We start from the raw sequence: 21,895 nt of genomic DNA on the forward strand, positions 1-21,895 counted from the left end.
CTTAGTGAATGGGAGAGGCGTCGCCGTTCACGAGGATGTTCGTCTGGCCATTGACCGGATGACCGGCATAGCTCGTCGGTGAGTCTTCGTCTTCATAAGGCGACTGCACGGGGGCGTTGAACTTCACCGGCATACCAAACAGCGTGAAATGGGACGGTAGGTTGTTGGGGCCGTTGGTTTTCTGCTGCGCGTTCGGGCCGGGCATGCCGACCGGCAGATGCGTCCGGACCCGGTCGCTGTAGCTGGCGAGGGCGGTTTCCGAGTCTTCCACTTCCGTATAGCCATGCGGCGGGGGCGGGGCGCCTTCATCGGGGAGGGCTGCCGTCTGGGCCGGGGTCAGGGGTTTTGCGGGCGCGCCGACGATCTGACCGGAGGTTGGGCCCATCTGCGGCAGATTGGCCGTGCCGTGAGCGGCATGGTGGTGGCTGTGACTCGGGGCGGCAAAAGCTGGAGAAACCGCCGGAACGAGGAGGGTGGCTGTCAGCGGGGCCGACAGGATCAAGCGCGATAATGCGGTCATTGGTGTAATTCTCCTCACCCCGACGGTGCTCGTCCGGATAGTTGGCCCGGGTAGTCTTCTGGCGCCGATATCCCCATGATGGTGCCATGTTAGGATATGAAACCTGCTATCCGGTAAACGGTTTCGGGTCTTACGAACAGGAGTTTTGATCGTCATGACCTCAGTGAATGACACGCAGCTTCCGACCAGCAATTTCGCCTCGACGGCGCTGGACGGGGATTCCCTTGCACAGCTTCAGTCCGTTCTTGAAAAGGTGGAGCAGGGCCGTGGGGTTCTCGTGCGTCTGGCCGACCTGATGGGCGGCGCGGTCGGACAGGCCACGCGACTCGGCATGCAGGGACTCGGACTGGCCCCGGCGGTGCAGGAAAAATTCCACAAGACGGCGGAAGCTGCCATCGAACGGGCGTTTCGTGTGGCTGTTCTGGGTATCGACAACGATGCGCCGGCCCCGCGTGATCCGATGCGTGAGAATCTGGGACAGGCCGCCGTGGCCGTCTCTGGTGCGCTGGGCGGTTTCGGGGGAATTTTCGGTCTTGCGCCGGATGTCGGATTCACAACGCTAACTATCATGCGCGAAATCGCCCGCATTGCGCGCGAGGAAGGCGAGGATCTGCGTAACGAAGATACGCGCCGGGCCTGTCTGGAAGTTTTTGCGCTCCGCAGTTTTCCGGCGCGTCAGAGCGACGAGGAAGGCGAACTGGGTTTCTTCTCGGCGCGTGCGCTGCTGCGCGGACGGCCTATCGTGATGCTGATGGCGGAAGTGGCGTCGCATTACGGAATCGGTCTGTCGCGCAAGTTCGCGTTGCAGATGGTGCCGGTTGCGGGCGCGCTGTGTGGGGCGTCTCTCAACACGGCGTTTCTGGCGCATTACCGCGCGCTGGCACGGGCCCATTTCACGATCCGTCGTCTGGAACGCACGCATGGGCTGGCCGTTAAGGAGGCTGCTGCCGACCTGCGGGCCGGTGGGATGGGTACGTCTGAGACATTTTCCTGAACTCAGGAGTCTCAGGCTTCTGTTGCTCCTTCTGTGGTCAGGGACGCTTCGGTCATCGTCGCAGGTTCGACGTTTTTGCGCATCGTCCACAGATCCACGAGCGCGGAGATAACCAGACAGGCCGCGCTGATTTTGGCCAGAACCATCAACAGGCCGTGTATTTCGGGCATCAGCAGGCGCAGGGCGCCAAGTATGACGAGGATGATGGCGTAAATGAAAGCAAGCGGCACTGGCGGTCTCCCTGATGGCAGGCCACCTTTATCATGGTCGTTGTCTCCACGGCCATGATTTCGCACGACAGGATCCATACATGTGCTCTGCGGCGCCTCAGTTCAGGAAACGGGTAGAAACTGTGTCGTCATGGATGAGATAACGCCGGACCTGCTGCTTCAGGCTTATGCCTCGGGGATTTTTCCCATGGCTCCGGATGCGGAAAGCGCGGAACTGACATGGTATCTGCCGGAAGAGCGCGGGATCATGCCGCTGGACGGGATGCATGTTCCCAAAAAGCTCATGCGTCTCGTGATGTCGGGCAGGATGATGGTGACGGCGGATCGGGCGTTCGATGACGTCATGCTGGCCTGTGCCGAAGCGGCTCCGGGGCGGGAGACGACATGGATCAGCGGGCGCATCCGCAGTCTTTATGGTGACCTGCACCGTCAGGGAAACGCCCATTCCATTGAAGTCTGGGACGGCGGGGCTCTGGTTGGGGGGCTGTATGGCGTGTCGCTGCGGGGGGCTTTTTTCGGCGAGAGCATGTTTTCGCGGGAACGTGATGCTTCTAAGGTGGCGCTGGTCCATCTTGTCGCAGGGCTGCGACAGGGGCGATACACGCTGCTGGATACGCAATACACCACGCCCCATCTGACGGGGCTGGGTGGGATCGGAATTCCGGCGGAGGATTATCAGTCCCTGCTTCATCAGGCGCTGACCGTGCGTGCGGTCTGGCCTGACGATTTCAGCCTTCAGGCCCTGCGTGAATCCATTGCGTCCCTGCGCGCGCTTCCCGGGCGCGTGCCTGCCGGAGATCCGCCATGACTGTTTTTACGCGCCCTGTTTTTCTGAGCGCCGCGCCGATCGGGCTGCTGGTGGCCGGTTTGTCTGTGATGACACCGGCTCATGCGGACGATCATCCCCGCCTGACGCCGACGCGGGATGTGACGGTCGTGTATGAGCTTTCCACGCTGTCGAGTGCGACGAAAGGTCATCCCGAGAGTGTCAAAGTCGCGTTCTCGGGCGCGGGCGATCTGCTGCGGATCGATTCGCAGGATGGCAACGGGGTGACGATTCTTGATCGTCCGGCGCAGCAGGTCACGCTCGTGATGATGAAGCAGCAGCTCTATACGCGCCTTCATCCAAGCCACGGTCTGCACAATCCGTTCATGCTTGATCTGGACATGCAGTATAAGGCTGCTGGTCATGACACCGTGGCGGGGGTGGCGTGCGATCGCTGGACCATCCAGAGCAGTCACGGCACGGCCAGCGCCTGCGTGACGCCGGATGGTGTTATTCTGGCCGAAAACGGCGTGGATGCGGACGGTGTGGAAGGCTCCATCAAGGCGCTTTCGGTATCCTATCAGGACATCCCGTCCTCCACGTTCGAGCCTCCGGCAGGATTTCATATGCTGGAGCCGAAAATGCGTCCCGCGCATCAGAGCCAGGCAGGGAGTGCGACGCCCTCTCCGGTGCCGGAAGCCTCGGGCACGGATATGAAGACGACAACGCATGAGGCCGCGACGCCCGACGTGTCGGATTCCGATACGCCCGTGATCGGGGATAGGGATGCGCCTGCGCCAGTCACGACAACGCCGGGTGGGCATACGGCACTGCTGCCGGGCCAGAGCGCTCAGCCCGATACGACGCAGCCCTCCGTTTCGAATGATTCTTCAGGAGATGGTTCCGTGTCTGCGCCGGATCAGCCGCCGAGTGGCCCGGCTGATGGAAATCACAAATGAGCCTGATGGGACTGCGCACAGCTGGAATGACGGTCTGTCTGTTGATGGAGGCTGTGGCCGGATTTTCCGCAAAGGCGGATGTCCTCGCAACTCCTGCGCCGCTTCAGGCACAGGCTCCGCTCGTGACGCCGCTGCATGATGCCGATATCGATTATATTCTGACGGGTCCGGCTGGACAGCATCTGCATCAGCGGATGCGCTGGACGTCCACGTCGTGGCGGCAGCGGATCGAGCCCGAAGGGTCAGCAACGGTCATGCTGACGGATTACCGCACCCATATTCTGATGGTGCTGGATGGGACCAAGCGCACGGCGACGGTCATGCCAGCGCCGGGCGGTAGTTTCGCGGCGCCCGGAACGCCCGCAGCCGGATTATGGCGCCGAATGGGGCAGGGCCGGATTGCCGGGGAAGCCTGCACGATCTGGGAAAGTGCCGACACTGACCGTCATCCGACCACCTTCTGTTACACGGAGGACGGGTTGATGCTGGGGGCGGTGCATGACGGAAAGCCGGTCGTGGAAGCGGTCTCGGTCAGCCGTTCTCCGCAGCCGCTCGATGTTTTTGACCCGCCGCCGGGTTATCACCGGGTCGAGTCGCCGCACTGAGGGGCGCTTTCTGAGGCTGGGCGGGTGTCTGTTACAATTTGTCCGGCTCCTGCCATGATTGGCGCCTCTTGCTGCCATTTTCAGCGGGCATGATCTTTCTCATGGACGGACAAGCCTGTTTTAACCGGCTTTTCTGGTCCACGTGTTTCGAGGAGAAAGATGCCATGCGTCGCATCACACGTGCAGTTCTTATGGCCGCTCCGCTGCTGATCGGTTCCGCAATCGTCCCGAATGCCATCGTGCCTCAGGCACAGGCTCACTGGCATGGCGGTGGGCCGGGATATGGTCCGGGTTACGGTCGCGGGTATGGATATGGCGGGCCTCCGGGCGGTGGGCGCGGCGGCTGGCATCATGACCATTCCGGCGCGATTGTCGGGGGTATTCTGGGTGGTCTGGCTCTCGGTGCCGTAGGCGGCGCGCTGCTGGCCCAGCCTTATGGTCCGCCGCCCCCTCCGCCGCCGCAGGTCGTGTATGCTCCACCGCCGGTCGTCTATGCGCCGCCGCCACGGGTTGTGTACGGACCGCCCCCCGTTGTGATGTATCCGGGATACTGATCCCGGAATACTGAACGGTTTTCGTCCGGTTTGCCTTGATCGGATCGAACGGGTCGGGCAATCATGCCGCTTATGACCGTTTCTGCACAGAATACAGACCTGCAACCGGGCGACCGGGCGCCAGATTTTACGCTTCCCGCTTCTGCCGGGCGCACTGTGAGCAGTGCCGCACTGAGCGGGAAGCCTTATCTGCTGTATTTCTATCCGAAAGCCGACACCCCCGGCTGTACGACGCAGGCCTGTGGTCTTCAGGAGGTTCTGCCCCAATTCGATGTCGAGGGTCTGACGATCATTGGTGTCAGCCCCGATCCGGTGGCGAAAATTGAAAAATTCGCCACGAAATATGGCCTAAAGTTCCCGCTGGCCTCGGATGAGGACCATGCCGTCGCCGAGGCTTACGGAACCTGGGTCGAGAAATCCATGTATGGCCGGACCTATATGGGGATGGAGCGCAGTTCCTTTCTGGTGGATGGACAGGGCGTCATCCGGAACGTGTGGCGTAAGGTGAAACCTGCTGCACATGCAGTTCTGGTGGCGGAGGCTTTCCGGAACCTTCCGAAGGCCTGAGGGCTTACACCTCCAACTCTCACGAGGGAGACAGGCCGGAAACGCGCCGATGACCGTCTATGGCCGTCCACGACTTCCCGCGTCCTCCCCGCAGGCGTTTGCATCCTTTTTGCCCGGGCCCACACATGCCGCGACACTGGCATGTGGCGCGCTGGGTTGCCCTGATCTGTGTTGCGCCGGTTGCGCTCGTGGCGGCTGCGGGCAGTGTGTTCCTGTGGAAATTGGCCCACGGCCCCGTGGAGATCACGCGCGTCTCCCATGTTGTGGAGCCGGTCTCGATTGCGGCGGGCAAACGCCCCGGACATCCGGCTGGTCGGCTGAGCTGGGACAGGCTCTGGATCCAGTGGCAGCCGAGCGCGGGCGGCGTTCCGGCTGGGCTGGTGCTGATGGCGCGCGGGCTGAAAGTCACCCGGTTTGACAATCTGGTGGCGGAACGCGCGACTGAGGCGGATGCCGTTCTTTCACTAAGTGCGTTGTTTGAAGGCGTGATTGCGCCGCGCACCCTGCGTCTCGAAGGCGCCACTCTGGCCCTGCGCCGTTTGCCTGACGGCGATGTGGACATGGATTTGCCGGAGCAGAAACGGGGCGGCCGGGGTGTGCCGACGCGGCTCGACCGTTTACGCGCCGTGGATATCCATAATGTTTCCATCACATTCGCCGGGCTTCCACAGGACCGGACCGCCGTCATCGGTGACGTGGACATGAAGGCGCGCCGGATCCGGGTGGCGCCACATTCACGGGATTTCGTGTGGGTCGGGTCCGGGCGGGCCGCGGTTGCGCTCGATGGATTCCATACCATCCTGACGGCACAGGCCCGTCAGGTCAGGCATAATGGACTGTTGCATCTGCAGGCGGCGCCATTTGAGCCGGCTCAGCTTGGGGTTTTCAATCCACAAGCTGCGAACTGGCATGTTCCGGTGTCTATCGCGGCCGATGCGGTGTTCGTGCCGAAAGGAATGGATGCACTTCCATCGGAACTGACGCTGAACCTGTCTCTCAGGGATGGGAAGGTTTTTCAGAAAACCGCCGACCCGATCCATCTTCATGCAGGGCAGGCGAGCGTGCATCTGCGGATGGACCGTCCGGGCCTGAAGGGTGGTGCGCGGCTCGACGTTCCTTCAGCAGCGCTGGATGTGGCCGATACCGACGGTACGCTGACCCATCTGAAGGCTTCGGCCAGTGCCAGCTTGGACAATCTGCTCAAGCCGACAGTGCTGGACGCAGACGTGGAGGCCGGGCTGGATGCGATCCGCTTTGCAACACTGGGGTCCATCTGGCCCGCAACCATCGTCAAAGGCGGGCGACGCTGGGTTTCGAAGAACATCACGGACGGGACAGGGCGGGATCTGCACGTCAAAGCCCATCTGCACAGCGATCATGGTCCGGACAAAATCCTGCCGACCGCGATTGAAGGAAAACTGACGGGGCATGGCCTGACGGTCCATTGGCTGCGCCCTGTTCCTCCGGCCAGGGGGCTTGATGCGTCCCTGCATTTCGATGGTCCCGAAACGCTCGTCATTGATCTGAGCCGGGGCGTTCAGCCCACGGATGTGAAGCAGAACGTGCTGCTTCCAGATGGCGAAATCCGGATCGGCAAGCTCTATGACAAAGACCAGACGGGCGATATTTCCGCGCATCTGACGGGGCCTCTGGCGGGGTTCATGTCCGCTCTGGCGCATCCGCGATTGCATCTTCTGTCACGGCATCCGCTGCCGTTCACGCAGCCAGCAGGCACGGTGGACGCGCATGTCCGCATGACGCTGCCGCTGGTGGCGCATATCCCGGACGGGGCGTTGCATGTCTGGACGCAGGCGGCGTTTTCGGGAGTGCATCTGGGAAATGTCCTGATGGGACATGCGGTGGACGGGGCTTCGGGCAAGATGTCCGCCACCGAGGATGCGCTAGACCTGACAGGAGATGGCCAGCTTGCGGGTATTCCCACGCATGTGGTCCTGCATGAAAATTTCCGGGGTGGTGCGCCGTCGCGCGTATTGCAGACGATTGATGCGCGCTCGGTTCTAGACCCGCAGTCTGCGGCAAAGGCCCGGATCGCGCCGGTTGGTCTGTTTGATGGCCATGCGGTTCTGAATGCGCATTTTGTGCAGCAGGCGAACGAAACGTCCGATCTGAAACTGTCGCTGGACATGGCCCAGGCCGCTCTGAGTGTGCCGATCTGGGCCAAGCCGCTGGGTGAGCCTGCGACGGCCATGGTGCATATTGGGTTTCAGGACGGGAAAATGTCCGTTCTGGACGGATTGCAGGCGCATGGGACCGATCTCTCCGTGGCGGGCAGGGGCGTCACGCGGGCAGGCAAGCTGACCGGGATCGTTCTGGAAGGCTTTCGTATCGGTCGGACGCAGGGGGATGCGCGCATTGCCCTGCCGCAGAGTGCGGAACAGCCTGTTGGTGTGACAGTCGATGCCGATCCGCTGGATCTGGCGCCGATGTTCGCGCCGCATCCCCCGGTGGCGGATACGGGAACGCAGAGTGGATCAGGCGGGAAAAGCGCGTCGATGGGAGATAGCTGGTCCATCTCCCTGAACGCGCCGCATGTCTATTATGGCCCTAAAGCGCAGGTGGGCGGTGTCGTCTCGCAGATCGAGCTGCGCAACGGACATCTGACATCGGGGCGGTTTGCGCTGGATGCGCCGACACGGGTGCGGGCGGCTCTGGGCGATACGGGGCGGGAGCATCCGTTCGTTCTGGATATCGACAATCTGGGTCTGCTGCTGGAAAATCTGGGACTGTATGATCGCATCCGGGGGGGGAAGACGCATCTGGACGGGGTGTTTACGCCAGATGAAACCAGTGTTCGGAAAGTTCCGGAAGGACGGAGCGCGAAATCGGCAGGGCTGTGGGGCGGTTTGCCGCCGTTCCGGGGGCATGTGGACATGGGACCGTCCGAGTTCCTGCGGCCGCCGCTGACGCTGACGGCAGTCTCCGACCTCTCGCCGCTGCACTGGCTGACCAATCATCTGGACCGGTTTGAAATCACTCATCTCTCCACGCGGCTCAGTCTGGCGGGGAATATGCTGGTGTTGCGTGACGGGGTGATCGGCAATCAGGCGCTTGGGGCCACGATGGAAGGGCCGATTGATCTGAAAACGTCCGGGCTGAACCTTAACGGGACGATCGTGCCGGTTTTCGGGTTGAATGCGCTTCCGGGGAAGCTGCCGGTTCTGGGGCATCTGATGTCTCCCGAGAAGGGTGGCGGACTATTGGCGGCGACGTTTGAGCTGCATGGAACGGTTGAAAAACCCGATCTGTCAGTCAATCCGCTGTCGATGCTGTTGCCGGGCGTGCTTCGGCGTATTCTGCATTAAGGTTGGGCTTGGGGATTATCCTGACGGGTCGGAAGTCCCATCTCTGATCGGGAAGTCGAAGAACATTTCGGGGAGCGCGGGACGCCAGTGACGGACATGACAGATCTTTTCGGGGGCGCCCCCGGGGCGAAGCGTCCGTCCGGACATGCGCCGCACTTTGCACGGCAGGAGCGTTCGGTCGAAGCGCCGCAGGTCCAGCGTCGGCCACCCTCACGGACGCAGCCTCTGGCGGACCGTCTGCGCCCGAAGCGGCTGGAAGACGTGCGGGGGCAGGATCATCTGCTTGGCCCTGAGGGGACGTTAACGCGGATGCTGGCGCGTGGCACGCTGTCCAGCCTGATCCTGTGGGGTGGTCCGGGATGTGGCAAGACGACGATTGCACGGCTTCTGGCTGGACGGGCCGGGTTATTTTATTCCCAGATTTCCGCCGTGTTTTCTGGCGTGGCGGATCTGCGCCGGGCGTTTGAGGAAGCGGACCAGAAGCAGTCGGCGACGGGCAAGGGCACGCTGCTGTTCGTGGACGAAATCCATCGCTTCAACCGCGCGCAGCAGGACGGGTTTCTGCCGTATGTTGAGCGCGGGACGGTGGTTCTGGTCGGTGCAACCACGGAGAACCCGTCCTTTGCGCTGAATGCGGCGTTGCTCTCGCGGTGTCAGGTTCTGGTGCTGAACCGGCTGGATGATGCGAGCCTTGAAAGCCTGCTCGTGCATGCGGAAGAGGAAGTCGGCCGTCCGCTGCCGCTCGATCCGGAAGCGCGGGCCAGTTTGCGTGCTATGGCGGATGGGGACGGGCGGTATCTGCTGAATATGGTCGAGCAGCTTGTGGCGCTTGATCCGTCGCAGGTGCTGACACCGAGCGATCTGGCGGCAATCCTGTCCCGCCGGGCGATCCTCTATGACCGGGATCGGGAAGAGCACTACAATCTCATTTCCGCGCTGCACAAATCACTGCGCGGCAGCGATCCGGATGCGGCATTGTACTGGTTCGCGCGGATGCTGGAGGGCGGGGAGGACCCGCGCTACATCGCCCGTCGCCTGACGCGCTTTGCGGCCGAGGATGTGGGACAGGCCGATCCGTCCGCGCTGCCGATGGCTGTGGCAGGGTGGCAGACCTATGAACGGCTGGGCTCGCCGGAAGGGGAACTGGCGCTGGCGCAGGTCGTGGTGCATCTGGCGACCGCGCCGAAATCCAATGCGGTCTACACGGCCTATAAGGCAGCCCGTGCTCTGGCGCGCGATACCGGCAGCCTGATGCCGCCGTCGCATATCCTGAATGCGCCGACATCCCTGATGAAGGACATCGGATACGGCAAGGGCTATGAATACGACCACGACAGCGAGGGCGGATTTTCGGGCCAGAACTACTTTCCGGACGGGATGCCCAGAGCGTCTCTTTACCATCCCACGGACCGCGGACATGAGGGGCGTATCAGAAAACTTCTGGACATGCGGGCCGCCAAGAGGGCATCCCGCGAACCATGACAGTTACCAACCGCATCGTGACCGAGGATGAGGCCGATATTCGCCTCGACCGCTGGTTCAGACGTCACTACCCCAATCTGACGCAGGGCGCGCTCCAGAAACTGTGCCGCAAGGGACAGATCCGCGTAGAGGGAGGGCGTGTTCAGACCAATACGCGCCTGATTCCCGGACAGACCGTCCGCATCCCGCCGCTGCCGGACGTGGACAAGCCCGCGCCCCTGCCGCCGCCGGATCCGATGCTGGAGCGCGAGATCCGCAAGATGGTGATTTACGAGGACGAGCACCTGCTTGTTCTCGACAAACCATCGGGCCTTGCGACGCAGGGCGGTCCGGGGATTACGAAGCATGTGGACATGATGCTTGACGGCCTGCGGCCTGAGGGCGGCGATCGGCCGCGTCTGGTGCATCGTATCGACCGTGACACGTCCGGCATCCTTCTGATTGCGCGGACGCCGGGTGTGGCGGCGAAGCTTGCGGCTGCGTTCCGTGGGCGCGATGTGGAGAAGACCTACTGGGCTGTGGTTGTCGGACGGCCTTCGCCGGAATCCGGCATCATCGACCAGCCTCTGGCCAAGATCGGCGCAGGTGGCGCGGCGCTGGTGATCGCGGCTTCACGCGATGAGGAAGACGCGGCTTCGGCCAAGACCGACTATGCGACGCTGGATGCGGCTGGAAAGAAGCTAAGCTGGCTGAAGCTGTCTCCGCTGACGGGGCGGACGCATCAGCTTCGCGTGCATACCGAATCCATCGGCACGCCGATCCTTGGCGATCCGCGCTATGGCGGAAAGGCCGCACATCCGGAAGGTTTTATCGACCGGTTGCATCTTCATGCGCGTCAGCTTGATATTCCCCATCCCGCCGGTGGGCGTTTGATCGTGACGGCCCCTTTGCCGCCGCATATGCGCGAGACGTTCCGCACGCTGGGTTTTGTGCCGGGTGAAACGCCTGCGCCCAAACGTGTTCGTGGAGGCAGCAGCAAAGGCAGGGGGCCTGCGAAATGAAGAAGCTCACCGGCGGTCTAATTGCCGTCATCGTTGCTTTTGTTGGTGTGAGTGTGGCCACGCATGTCCTGATCGATCAGGACGCGCTCCGCGAGCGCGTGGCCGTGGCGCTTCGGCACCAGACAGGGCTTTCGATGCAGGTCCGTCATTCGTCGGTGCAGCTTCTGCCCTGGCCAGCCTTCGAGGCGTCTGATGTCGTACTGACGCGTGATGGGCAGACGCCGCTCCTCAAGGCCCATACGATCCATGCGGGGATCGCTATTTTTGCCCTGCTGCACCGCGAGGTCCGGTTTCAGGATGTCGTCATCGAAAAAGCGACCGTCAATCTGGTGCGCGGTCTGGACGGACAGGCCAACTGGTCTCTGACGCCGGATCGTGAGGACGAGGATGCTTCTCTACCTGTGAAGACACAGAGCGGCCAGCGGATCCATGCGCACTGGAACCTGTCGCTTGATGGGCTGCATGTCGCGCAGACGGCAGTGCTCTGGAACGATCGCCTGAGCCATACGAGCGGATCGTTCGGTCTGGATTCGCTTGATCTGGCGGGGCTCCGCAGTCCCAGTCCGTGGATCAGCCTTCAGGGACATCATGCCGGGACGCCCTTCACGCTCAAGGGGCATGTCGGCACTCTGTCGCAACGTCAGGGCACTCAACCCTGGGCGTTCAGCATCGGCACAACGCTGGGTGAGGGCGACAGGCGCGACTGGTTGAATCTGGACGGGCGGATCGGCAATCCGTCTAAGATGGAAAACGTGCTGCTGACGGTCCAGGGCGAGTGGCCCAATCTTCAGGACGCGCACCGTCTGTTCCCTCACGCCAATCTGCCGGATGTTCCGGCACTGGGCGGCGATGTTGCGCTTCAGGGCAGTCCGGGTCCGCTGACTGGTCTGGACGGAAATGCGCTGCTGCACCGTCTTGCGGAGACGATGACGCCCACGCGCGTTCATCTGCATGCCGGCTCTGTTGTGCTGAAACAGGGCGCGGTACAGAATCTTCATCTTGATTCCGCTGGCCCGGATGCAGCGCTGACGGTTACGGCGGATACGCAGTGGCGCGATACGGCGTGGCATGTGGAAGCCGGGGCCGGGACGATGCAGCAGGCGGTTGCCGCATGGCGGAACGGCCTGCAGACCGCAGTGCCGCTGACGGCGGAACTGCGTAGCCAGACCACGCTCCTCTCCGGTGGGCCATCCCTCAATGCGCAAGACAAGGCCCGCGTCGCCGTTTCGGGAACGATCGGTGCGGAGAATGGGCATCTGACGGCGGACGGGAGCGGGAAGACGCTCCATCTGCCGGGTGCGCTTCTGCATGATGTGAGCTTGCATGGCACGCTGGAGACGCATGACCGCGAGAGCCTTTCGCTTGATGGCGTGACGTTCGGCAGTCAGGAACTGGCTCTGGATGGGGCGCTCAAGGTGGTTCTGGGGCAGGATGTGCCGCCCGTTGTGAGCGGAAATATTCATGCCGCAAAAATGGATCTGGACGTGCTCAAGGGGATTTGGCTTGAGCCAGCGCTTCCGGCAGTGGCTGTTCCAACCGTAACGCCAGCGACGTCGCAGGGTAACAAGACTGTTTCGGCGCAAGACGAGCATCCTGTCGCAATTCCGAGTGCGCCGGACCTGACGCCCTCTTGGGTCAAACGGCTGCGGGCGCAGGATGTGAACCTGCATCTGACAGCCGATCACGTCGTGTTTGCGGGACGGGACTATACCGATCTGGCGACGCGACTGACGCTGTCAGGCGGTCATCTGCGTCTGGACCCGATTTCCGGACAGGCGCAGGGTCTGGCGCTTTCGGGAATGATGGAACTGGATGCCAGTGCGCTGCCTGTCTCGGGGAACGTGACCTTCCAACCGCTTATTCTGCCAGCCGGTCTGCTGGAGACGCGTTTTGGAATGCCGCTGCTGCTTCAGGGGCCTGTGCAGGTCTTGGGGTATCTCTCAGCCAAGGGCAACGACGCTGATGAACTGAGGCAATCGCTGGAGGGGCATCTGGGCCTGTCGATGGTGGATGGTCAGGTGCAGAGTACGCTGCTCGGGCAGATGGCGGGATCTGCGGCCAGTGTGGTCCTCGGGAAAGGCGACCGCTCGCTGCGGTGTCTGGGGCTGCATATGACCATTGCAAACGATATGGCGCATATCGACACGCTGGGGCTCCAGTCCGGGCGCTTTTCCGTTTCGGGTAATGGTACGGTCGGTCTAGGGACGCAGGTTCTGGATCTGCGCCTTCTGCCTGTGGTGGATTTTGAAGGGGCAGGGGCCTCCACACCGGTTGTGCTGACGGGAACGCTCGCGGCCCCGCATGTCGCGCAGGACCGGGATGCTGGCGGTAATTTCCACGTCACAATCGGTGGGGACGGCAATGCTGCCGATCCATGCACGGCGCCCCTTGCGACTGCACGTGAAGGACAGCCCGGTCCGACGCCGGAGGCAATCAAGTCTCATCATTCAAAGGCCGGGGATATCCTTCGGGCTCTGGGAGTTCTGCATTGAGCGGGCACAAGCGTTTCTGGAAAGCGGTCTCGGTCGTATCTGAGGGCGGCCTGTTCGAACCGCGTCTCGATGGACGACCGATCCGTCTGCCAAAGGGACGGGTTCTGGCCGTCCGTTCGTCCGCTCTGGCCGACGCCATTGCGGGGGAGTGGGGAGGGATTGCGGAAAATGCGTCCTTCACGCCGGACGCTCTGCCTCTGACCCGGATTGCCGGGACGATGATCGAGCGGATCGCGCCTGATCCGCAGGCCGCACGGGATATGCTGCTCGGACTCGGGGTGGATGACGGGCTCTGTTATTGTGAAGACGGGATCGGGCCGGTTGCGAAGCAGGTTTTCGCCTGGCTTTCGGGTTACGGGATCCACCCGAGTGTAACAGATGGTCTCATGCCAGTGGCGCAGCCGGACGGATATCTGGATGCTCTGGCGCAGCTACTGGCGGCGCAGGGTGATTTGGAGCTTGCGGTTCTGGGGGTGTTGGCACAGGCGACAGGCAGCCTGCTTCTGGCGCTTGCCGTCGTGGGCGGCGCTGTCAGCCTCGTGGATGCCGTGTTGTGGGCCAATAACGACGAAAAATCCCAGCTTGCGACATGGGGGCAGGATGAGGAACTCGTCCGCACGATGGAAAATCGCGAGAAGGATATTCTCGATGCGGGACTGTTTCTGACATTGGGACGTAAGGTTTCGATCTAAGAGGAAAATGCCCTGAATAGGGCATGATCTTGCCATATTCGAGGATCATTGAAGGCCCTGCCATGTGACAGAACGAGATGATTGGTGACTCGCCCCGACCGGGGAGCGGGCGCTATTTCCGGTTCTGTCGAACACTGTCAGAGTCGAGGAAGTTATGTCCGTATCCGTTCGTAGGCCCCTGCTGCGTCACATGGGTACCCGTGTCGTGAAGACCTGCTCCATTGGAGCATGGCTTTTTCTGGCTGCGACCCCGCTGATCGTGGTGGTCTGTGCCATTCACGGCTGATTTTTCCTGCAATTCAGGCAATAAAAAAGCCCGGTCCCCTTAGAGGAACCGGGCTTTTTCGTATCGGAACTGCGGATCAGGCTTCCCCGTTATCCGGGACCATGATGCTGACGGTTGCGGTGGCGGCGATGCCTTCTTCGCGGCCCGTAAAGCCCAGACGCTCAGAGGTCGTGGCCTTGACCGATATCCGGCTGACACTGACCTTCAGAAGGTCGGCAAGGCGCTGACGCATGGTTTCGGCATGGGGGCCGATCTTGGGGCGTTCGCAGATCAGCGTGATGTCGGCGTTCACGAGGAAGCCGCCGCGCTCACGGATGCGCTCGCCGGCGTGGATCAGGAAGCGGGCCGAATCCATGTCCTTCCACTCATTGTCGGAAGGCGGGAAATGGCGGCCGATATCGCCTTCAGCCAGTGCGCCGTAAATGGCGTCGCACAGCGTGTGGATGCCGACATCGGCGTCGGAATGTCCGGCGAGGCCCTTCGTGTGGGGTACCTCGATGCCGCACAGGATCAGCTTGCGGCCTTCCTCGAAAGCATGGACGTCATAGCCCAGTCCGACGCGGGGCAGCAGGTTCCGGTCAATCACACCTTCAAGACGCATCAGGTCCTCCGCAACAGTCAGTTTGATATTGTCTTCCGACCCTTGAACGATCGCCACCGGATGGCCAGCCTGTTCGAGCAGGGCGGCATCGTCGGTGCGGGCATCGCGCAGGGTGCGGTGAAGTTCGAGCAGGGTGCCGAAGCGGAAGCCCTGCGGGGTCTGGGCACGCCACAGCCCGTCACGCGGGACGGTATCGATAATGATGCCGTCGGCGGCCTTCTTGATTGTGTCGATGACGGCGACGGCCGGGATCACGCCCTCATGGGTTTTCAGGGCCTCGATGACGTTCTGCACCACCTCTGCGGGGACGCAGGGGCGGGCGCCGTCATGGACCAGCACCAGATCGGGCGGCTCGGGGAGAGCGCCGAGGGCTTCGAGGCCGTTGCGCACGCTGTCATGGCGTTCCGCACCACCGCTGACGGGCGGCAGAACGTCCAGCCCTTTCAGGCTGTCGGCCAGCAGGGGATCATCTCCGACCGGCAGGAGCACGTCCACGTGCGGCAGAAGGGCTTCGGCGGCTCTGCGGATGACGGGTTTGCCCCGCAGCATCCGGAACTGCTTGGAAGAAGTGTCCCCGTTCTGTGAGGACGCATCGAAGCGCCGGCCACGACCGGCAGCGAGAAGAAGGGCAGCGATACGCATGGGGGAGGAATGGGCCGGGACGGCAGGGACGTCAAGGTCGCGCTGCGGTCCGCGCCGTTCTCCGCTGGTGCCCGGCACGGCCTGTCAGTGGATCAGCGTGCTGTCATGGGGGCTGTCGAGGCTGAACACGGGAATGCTGACATCGAAGCGATGGCCCGAACGTGGCTCCAGCATGTGGTAAGTGCCGTGCATGAAGCCCGAGGGCGTGGTCAGCATGGCGCCAGACGTATAGTCGAACTGTTCCTGCGGAGCGATTACGGGCTGTTCGCCGACAACGCCATCGCCATGGACATGCTCCTTGCGGCCAAGCCCATCCACGATTTCCCAACTCCGGGACAGGAGCTGGAAGGTGTCCTTCCGCTCGTTCTCGATGCTGATGTGATAGGCCCATGCATATTGGTGGTCTTCAGGATGGGACTGATCGTCCAGCCAGAAGGTCCGGACCGTGACTGTTACGTCGTCGGTGGTTTTGCTGAAGCAGGGCGCAGTTTCCATGGCTTCGGCGAGGGCTGTCTCGGGATCGGCATGGAGAAGGGGATGGGATGACTTGTCAGGCATAATGCCGTTGTAAAGCCATCCCGGTCTTTTGTCAGAAAAACTTATGCAAGGGCCGCAACTGCTGCGGCGCCGCGCTTCAGATCGTCGATCAGGTCTGCGGGATCTTCCAGACCGACGGAAAGACGGATGGCTCCGTCCGTGATGCCCAGACGCGCACGCTCGTCTTCGCTGACGCGCATATGGGTCGTTGTCGCGGGATGAGTTGCAAGGCTCCGGGCGTCGCCGAGATTGTTGGAAATCGCGATGATTTTGAAGGCATTCATGAAGGCGAATGCGCCCTCACGGCCCTTGTCCACCACGAACGCGACCATGGAGCCGCCATTGCTCATCTGGGTTTTGGCAAGTTCATGCTGCGGATGGTCGGCGCGCCCCGGATAGCGGACCTGAACGACACCCGGAAGTTCGGCCAGCGCATCGGCGACGGCAGCGGCATTGCGGGCCATGGCATCCGTACGGAGCTGGAGCGTTTCCAGACCCTTGAGCAGAACCCAGGCGTTGAACGGCGACAGGGCATTGCCGGTATTGCGGGTGTAGGGCTGAAGTGTCTCGTTGATCCATGCACTGGAACCGAGCACCGCGCCTCCAAGAACGCGGCCCTGACCGTCGATATGTTTCGTACAGGAATAGACGATCACATCCGCGCCCAGCTTGAGCGGGGACTGGCCGAGCGGTGTTGCGAACACGTTGTCCACGATCAGCAGGCCGCCAGCCTTATGCGTCAGCTCAGCAACGCGGGCGATGTCGAGGACGTCGAGCATCGGGTTGGACGGGCTTTCGATCAGCACGGCGGCGGTTGGCTTGGACAGGGCACGCTCCCAGGCGTCGTAGTCCGTGCCGTCCACCAGTTCGGTCTCAATGCCATAGCGGGGCAGGAGGTTGGTCACGATCCAGTAGCAGGAACCAAAAATGGCGCGGGAGGCCACGACGCGGTCCCCGGCTTTTACATGCGACAGGATGGCCGAGGAGACCGCGCCCATGCCGGTCGCGGTGGCAACGCAGGCTTCGGCGCCCTCGAGGAGTGCGAGGCGCTCCTGAAGCGTATCGACGGTCGGGTTGCCGAAGCGGGAATACTGGAAGTGCTGGACGTCGCCTGTAAAGGTCGCAGCGGCCTGTTCGGCACTGTCATAGACGAAGCCGGATGTCAGGAAGAGGGCTTCCGACGTTTCACCGAATTCCGTACGGTTCGGAGCTTCGTGCAGAAGGCGGGTGGCTGTGCGCCAGTTTTCTGAAGACATAATGTGTCCCTCCATAAGACGCCCCCTAGAGGAAGGGCGCATGTGGCGGGCCGTGGAAGTCCTGGGAATCGTTCGATAACGACGCAGGGCCTCTTTAGCGCAATTCTTTAACCTCGCCGCAAGCCGGCCGCTCAAATCACGAGGGTCAGTCACGCCGAAGCATTTGTGACACCCGGACTATGGGCTGTATTTCGGTTTTGCGTCAACACCCTGCAGTTCGGGTGGGGTGGATTGCGGAAGAAAGGCAGAGCAGCTATGCTCAACGCCGAGTGCGGGCGTAGTTCAATGGTAGAACGGCAGCTTCCCAAGCTGCATACGGGGGTTCGATTCCCCTCGCCCGCTCCAGATTTTCCAGAAAAATCAGTGATTATTTTGGCATCGGCGGTGCGCTGAGCGTGTCCTGATATTCCTTGCCGTTCCAGATCCAGCGATCGTTCGGGCTGACCAGAAGGTCGTGCATGCCTTTATGACGCGTGGGGAGGACGGAAATATCGCCGTTCACTGAGTCCAGAACCGTGTTCCAAGTATCGTTGTGCTTCAGATAAACGGACGTCGTGCAGCCTGCGGAGCCGCAGAGACGGGCGGACTGAAGCTGGACGAACAGGGCTTCGTCATTCTTGCCGGACGAGAGCGATGCGGAACCGACGAGGACGACAGGTTGATCGTGATGTTTCGCCGCGTCCTGAAGATCGTCTTCGTTCAGTTTGCGGGCGTCTTCATCCAGCTTCGTGCCAGGATGCGCTGTCAGGATGACTGGCGCTGCACCCGCATTGGCGGGCTGCGCGGCGTGGCGCGTGTGGTGATGGCTTTTGCCTGTCGCAGCATCCGCACAGGACAACGCTGCGGGGAGCATGAAGGACAGGGCCAGAACTGCCGCGCGGCGGGAAAGAATCTGCTGGATCGACATGGCACCAATCATAACACGAAATTGAAGACGGGCGTCTGTGAAGGTTTTGATGTCATTCATGACGCAGCGTGACCACCAGCACGTCCCGATAGGCTGGTTGCGATGGATCGACAGGCTGCACCGCCGTAACGCCGTGATAGACGCGATGATCGTCCACAATCGCGGCATCGAGCGGGTTGATGAGGGTGAAGGACCCCAGCGGTTCTTTCCGCATATCGTGGATCGTGGTGACGCCCTGTTCCACGTTGTGACGGGCGACCATGAGGACCAGAACCCAGTCCACACCGTCGCGGTGCAGGCCTTCTGGCGTGGGGCGTCCTTCATTGCCGGGGCGGGCCTCAATGCGGAACTGATGCACTTCCACATGCCATGACGGGGGCTTTTCCGTGGGTGGCGTCAGGGCATCCGCGATTGTGCTGATGGTGCGGATGGCGGCGGTCATGGCCGGGTGGGATGCGATCGAATCCGCCACAGCCGGAAACCAGCGTTCAACGCCGCCATTGAGCAGGTTGTAGTCCCGGCTCTGGTAATGGGGCTGATGTTTTTTGCGTGTGATGGTCTCGCCTGAGACGGCGAAAGTCGCGTAACGGCGGCGGCGGTAACGGCCACCATCCGCCATGTAGCGATCAAGACCCAGATGATTCCAGCTTTCCGCGAAGCCCTGCCAGTCAGTCAGGCCTTCATGGTCGAGCAGCGGCTGTGTGGTCTGGGCCTGAAGGAAGGCGAACCCTTTTTCCAGCAGGGTGTCTTCGATGTCGGTCAGAACCCTGTCAAAGGGCGGGGAGAGATCGTTAGGGCTCATGAATCCTCGGAACAGGGGACGCAGGGTCTGGGGACACTACGTTCCACATTCCCCCTTTGACGGAATTCTGAAAAGGGTTTTCAGCCCCCCAGATCAGGTTTGACCGGAGAAAGATGCTCGCGGAGCGTGCTGCAGGCCGTCGGCGCGATGCCCAGAATGCCTGCAAGATGCTGACGGTACAGCCCTTCATGAATCAGCCGTGCCGCCAGACCTGAGAGCAAGCCGCCGCCGAAGCTGCGTTTGGCGTCCAGCATGCCCCAGCCGTTATAATCCCCAAGGGCCACGACGGCACCGCGATCGTTATAGGCGAACGGGGCAGGCGTTTTGCCTGCGATGATCTCCGGCAGGGCACGACCGATATACTGGCCCTGCTGCCGTGCGGCCTGTGCCGTGGGGGCAATCGGCGCGGCGTCAATGCGGGAGCAGTCACCGATCGCGAAGACGGTCGGGTCCTGCGTGGTCTGAAGCGTCGTGGTAACGCCAAGCTGGCCCGAGCGGCCGCGTTCCAGACCTTCGAGAAGGCTCGTGGCATCCGAAGCGCGAACGCCAGCGGCCCAGACGCGGAGGCTGGCAGGGATATGTTCGCCGGATTTGAGGCTGAAACCTGTTTCGTCCGCACCAACCACCATGGCTTCAGTTCGGACGGCAATGCCGAGATTTTCGAGCTGGCGTGCGGCGGCCGAGGAGACGGCTTCCGGGAAGGCCGGAAGGATACGCGGGCCGGTTTCGATCAGCACAGCGTTCAGCAGGGATTTGCGAACGGAGGGGCCGAGACCGCGGGCGTCGTCAATAGACTTGCACAGTTCGGCAATGAGCTGCACGCCAGTTGCACCGCCGCCAACGATGCCGATGGAGAGCTTTTCGCCTGCCGTCCGGGCTTTCTGGACGGCCTCGCGGAAGGTCGCGAACAGGGTGTCGGCGTCGTTCAGATTGTCGATGAACATGCAGTGATCGACGATTCCGGGAATGCCGAAATCATTCGCGCGCGAACCAAGCGCCACCACCAGATAGTCGTAGGGCAGCGTGGCACCGGTATCGAGCGAGACCGTCTTGTTGTCGCGGTTGACCGTCGTGGGGCTACCCTGAACGAAGGTGAAGCCGAATTTGGCTGCCGTCTCGGTGAAGGGGATGCAGTTGCCCTGATGCTGCATGGTGCCTGCAGCGAATTCGTGAAGGGCAGGCTTCCAGTAATGGACGGGGCTGCGATCAACGAGTGTCAGGGAAATATTCTGGTGACGGCCCAGAGCCGCAGCGGCTTCAAGCCCACCGACGCCACCGCCAAGAACAAGCACGCGAGCTGCAGCAGACATGGACATTTTCCTTATATCAGGTGCGAAACGGCACCCGGTTTTGCGAGCGCCTGAAGGAGATCAACGACAGATTTTGCTATCGACAGAGGCGGGGTCGCACAAGCCCCGCTCTCGCTGACGTGTTGGGAGCGTCTAGCTGCGGTAGGAGCCGTTGATGTCGATGTAGCCATGCGTCAGATCGCAGGTCCAGACGCGGGCCTCGCCGTCACCGAGGCCGAGATCGACGACGATTTCGATTTCCTGACCCTTCATATGGGCCACAACCGGGGCTTCGTCGTAATTTTCGACAACGCCACCCTCTTTGGCGATCCACGTTCCGCCGATGGCGACGGAAAGCCGGTCGCGGTCCGCAGGTTCGCCGCTTTTTCCAACGGCCATGACCACACGGCCCCAGTTGGCGTCCTCACCCGCGATGGCAGTTTTCACGAGGGGGGAATTGGCGATGCAGAGCGCAATGCGATGGGCGGAAAGATTGCTTTCAGCCCCCGTAACGCCGATGCGGACGAGCTTCGTCGCGCCCTCACCGTCGCGAACCACCATGAGCGCGAGCTCCAGCAGGAGGTCGTTCAGCGCAAGGGTAAACTCGGCGAGAGCGGGGTCGTTGATATCGTCGATCTCGGGATTGTCAGCCAGTCCGGTGGCGAACAGCATCAGCATGTCCGACGTGGAGGTGTCCGAATCGACGGTGATGGCGTTGAAACTCTGGGAACAGCCCGAGGACAGCAGAGACTGAAGAATGTTCTGCGGCAGCTTCGCGTCGGTTGCGACATAGGCCAGCATTGTAGCCATGTCGGGGGCGACCATGCCCGATCCTTTGGCGATGCCCTGAATGCGGACAGGCGTTCCGGCAATTTTTACATCGCGGCGTGCGGCCTTGGGGAAGGTGTCCGTCGTCATGATGGCGCGGGCGGCATCGGCCCAGCCGTTTTCGTCCAGACCAGCCTTGGCAGCGGGGAGGGCGCCGATAATGCGATCCTGAGGCAGTTTTTCGCCAATCACGCCTGTGGACGCGAGAAAGACATCCTGCGGGGGGCAGTCCAGAAGCTGTGCGGTGGCGTCAGCGCAGTCGGAACATGCCTGTATTCCGGCGCGACCGGTAAAGACGTTCGCGTTGCCTGCATTGACGAGCAGGGCGCGGGCATAAGGTGTTGTCAGAGCGGTCCGGCACCAGAGGACCGGAGCGCCGGGACAGGCGTTTTTAGTGTAGACGCCTGCCGCGACCGTACCGGGGACGAACTCCGCCAGCATCAGGTCCGTACGGCCCTGATAGCGGATGCCCGCGGCGACGGCGGAAAGCCGCACGCCCGCAATCGTTGCAAGGTCCGGCAGCGGACGAGCGAGCGGAGAGACGGGGAGCGGCTTTGCCATG

Annotated in this window: 21 protein-coding genes, 1 tRNA gene and 1 riboswitch; of the genes, 13 read left to right on the forward strand and 9 right to left on the reverse strand. The window is 62.1% G+C overall.

Annotated features, from left to right (window positions below; genetic code table 11):
- Position 1: 1 nt before the first annotated feature.
- Entirely contained in the window at positions 2-520 is a 519-nt protein-coding gene (locus tag JK208_RS00975; protein ID WP_194266686.1) for a hypothetical protein, read from the reverse strand.
- Between the two features lie 154 nt (positions 521-674).
- Here JK208_RS00975 and JK208_RS00980 point away from each other — a divergent pair, with 154 nt between their 5' ends.
- Positions 675-1,514 (forward strand): EcsC family protein, encoded by an 840-nt coding sequence (locus JK208_RS00980; protein ID WP_194261880.1) that lies wholly within the window; start codon positions 675-677, stop codon positions 1,512-1,514.
- A gap of 11 nt (positions 1,515-1,525) precedes the next feature.
- Here JK208_RS00980 and JK208_RS00985 read toward each other — a convergent pair whose 3' ends face one another.
- A complete protein-coding gene (locus JK208_RS00985; RefSeq protein WP_194261960.1) occupies positions 1,526-1,744 on the reverse strand; it encodes a hypothetical protein in 219 nt (72 codons plus the stop codon).
- A gap of 130 nt (positions 1,745-1,874) precedes the next feature.
- On the opposite strand from JK208_RS00985, the gene aat reads away from it, so the two are divergent.
- From aat to JK208_RS16040, 11 genes are all read left to right on the forward strand, one after another.
- Positions 1,875-2,552: a leucyl/phenylalanyl-tRNA--protein transferase gene (gene aat / locus JK208_RS00990; protein ID WP_211574011.1), complete on the forward strand. Its 678-nt coding sequence runs from the start codon at positions 1,875-1,877 to the stop codon at positions 2,550-2,552.
- Positions 2,549-3,469, forward strand: a complete 921-nt coding sequence (locus tag JK208_RS00995; protein WP_211574012.1) for a hypothetical protein — start codon at positions 2,549-2,551, stop codon at positions 3,467-3,469. Before aat ends, JK208_RS00995 begins: the two co-directional genes overlap by 4 nt.
- Positions 3,466-4,074 (forward strand): hypothetical protein, encoded by a 609-nt coding sequence (locus tag JK208_RS01000; protein ID WP_211574013.1) that lies wholly within the window; start codon positions 3,466-3,468, stop codon positions 4,072-4,074. The genes JK208_RS00995 and JK208_RS01000 overlap by 4 nt, the downstream gene beginning before the upstream one ends.
- A gap of 164 nt (positions 4,075-4,238) precedes the next feature.
- Positions 4,239-4,628: a hypothetical protein gene (locus JK208_RS01005; RefSeq protein ID WP_099285587.1), complete on the forward strand. Its 390-nt coding sequence runs from the start codon at positions 4,239-4,241 to the stop codon at positions 4,626-4,628.
- Between the two features lie 63 nt (positions 4,629-4,691).
- On the forward strand, positions 4,692-5,195 hold the full coding sequence (gene bcp, locus JK208_RS01010) for a thioredoxin-dependent thiol peroxidase (RefSeq protein ID WP_211574014.1): 504 nt from the start codon (positions 4,692-4,694) through the stop codon (positions 5,193-5,195).
- A gap of 125 nt (positions 5,196-5,320) precedes the next feature.
- Positions 5,321-8,518: a DUF3971 domain-containing protein gene (locus JK208_RS01015; protein WP_249201862.1), complete on the forward strand. Its 3,198-nt coding sequence runs from the start codon at positions 5,321-5,323 to the stop codon at positions 8,516-8,518.
- Positions 8,519-8,614: 96 nt separating this feature from the next.
- Positions 8,615-10,000, forward strand: a complete 1,386-nt coding sequence (locus tag JK208_RS01020; RefSeq protein ID WP_211574016.1) for a replication-associated recombination protein A — start codon at positions 8,615-8,617, stop codon at positions 9,998-10,000.
- Positions 9,997-11,001 carry an RluA family pseudouridine synthase gene (locus JK208_RS01025; RefSeq protein WP_194261887.1) on the forward strand — a complete coding sequence of 335 codons (1,005 nt, stop codon included), beginning with the start codon at positions 9,997-9,999 and terminating at the stop codon, positions 10,999-11,001. Before JK208_RS01020 ends, JK208_RS01025 begins: the two co-directional genes overlap by 4 nt.
- Positions 10,998-13,493 carry an AsmA family protein gene (locus tag JK208_RS01030; RefSeq protein WP_211574017.1) on the forward strand — a complete coding sequence of 832 codons (2,496 nt, stop codon included), beginning with the start codon at positions 10,998-11,000 and terminating at the stop codon, positions 13,491-13,493. The genes JK208_RS01025 and JK208_RS01030 overlap by 4 nt, the downstream gene beginning before the upstream one ends.
- Positions 13,490-14,185 (forward strand): ATP12 family protein, encoded by a 696-nt coding sequence (locus JK208_RS01035; protein WP_211574018.1) that lies wholly within the window; start codon positions 13,490-13,492, stop codon positions 14,183-14,185. The genes JK208_RS01030 and JK208_RS01035 overlap by 4 nt, the downstream gene beginning before the upstream one ends.
- A gap of 154 nt (positions 14,186-14,339) precedes the next feature.
- Positions 14,340-14,471, forward strand: coding sequence for a hypothetical protein (locus JK208_RS16040; protein WP_255314061.1), 132 nt, complete (start codon positions 14,340-14,342; stop codon positions 14,469-14,471).
- 76 nt (positions 14,472-14,547) lie between these two features.
- Here the strand turns inward: JK208_RS16040 and JK208_RS01040 are convergent, their stop codons facing one another.
- The 3 genes from JK208_RS01040 to metZ all read right to left on the reverse strand — a co-directional run bounded on the left by JK208_RS01040 (position 14,548) and on the right by metZ (position 17,507).
- Positions 14,548-15,714 carry a bifunctional 2-C-methyl-D-erythritol 4-phosphate cytidylyltransferase/2-C-methyl-D-erythritol 2,4-cyclodiphosphate synthase gene (locus JK208_RS01040; RefSeq protein WP_211574314.1) on the reverse strand — a complete coding sequence of 389 codons (1,167 nt, stop codon included), beginning with the start codon at positions 15,712-15,714 and terminating at the stop codon, positions 14,548-14,550.
- Positions 15,715-15,798: 84 nt separating this feature from the next.
- Entirely contained in the window at positions 15,799-16,272 is a 474-nt protein-coding gene (gene apaG / locus JK208_RS01045) for a Co2+/Mg2+ efflux protein ApaG (protein ID WP_062030082.1), read from the reverse strand.
- Positions 16,273-16,313: 41 nt separating this feature from the next.
- Positions 16,314-17,507, reverse strand: a complete 1,194-nt coding sequence (gene metZ, locus JK208_RS01050) for an O-succinylhomoserine sulfhydrylase (RefSeq protein ID WP_211574019.1) — start codon at positions 17,505-17,507, stop codon at positions 16,314-16,316.
- Between the two features lie 73 nt (positions 17,508-17,580).
- Positions 17,581-17,660, reverse strand: a riboswitch (SAM riboswitch).
- 118 nt (positions 17,661-17,778) lie between these two features.
- On the opposite strand from metZ, the gene JK208_RS01055 reads away from it, so the two are divergent.
- Positions 17,779-17,852 (forward strand) — tRNA-Gly (locus JK208_RS01055).
- Between the two features lie 22 nt (positions 17,853-17,874).
- On the opposite strand, the gene JK208_RS01060 is transcribed toward JK208_RS01055, so the two are convergent.
- From JK208_RS01060 to argJ, 4 genes are all read right to left on the reverse strand, one after another.
- Positions 17,875-18,414 carry a hypothetical protein gene (locus tag JK208_RS01060; protein ID WP_194266672.1) on the reverse strand — a complete coding sequence of 180 codons (540 nt, stop codon included), beginning with the start codon at positions 18,412-18,414 and terminating at the stop codon, positions 17,875-17,877.
- Between the two features lie 52 nt (positions 18,415-18,466).
- Positions 18,467-19,216, reverse strand: a complete 750-nt coding sequence (locus JK208_RS01065) for a 2OG-Fe dioxygenase family protein (protein WP_211574020.1) — start codon at positions 19,214-19,216, stop codon at positions 18,467-18,469.
- Positions 19,217-19,296: 80 nt separating this feature from the next.
- Positions 19,297-20,526 (reverse strand): NAD(P)/FAD-dependent oxidoreductase, encoded by a 1,230-nt coding sequence (locus JK208_RS01070; protein ID WP_211574021.1) that lies wholly within the window; start codon positions 20,524-20,526, stop codon positions 19,297-19,299.
- A 132-nt stretch (positions 20,527-20,658) separates the two neighbouring features.
- Complete coding sequence (gene argJ / locus JK208_RS01075; protein WP_194266670.1) at positions 20,659-21,894, reverse strand: bifunctional glutamate N-acetyltransferase/amino-acid acetyltransferase ArgJ; 1,236 nt, start codon at positions 21,892-21,894, stop codon at positions 20,659-20,661.
- Position 21,895: the final 1 nt, after the last annotated feature.

The sequence above is a fragment of the Gluconobacter sp. Dm-74 genome (assembly GCF_018256135.1).
Classification (GTDB): Bacteria; Pseudomonadota; Alphaproteobacteria; order Acetobacterales; family Acetobacteraceae; genus Gluconobacter; species Gluconobacter cadivus.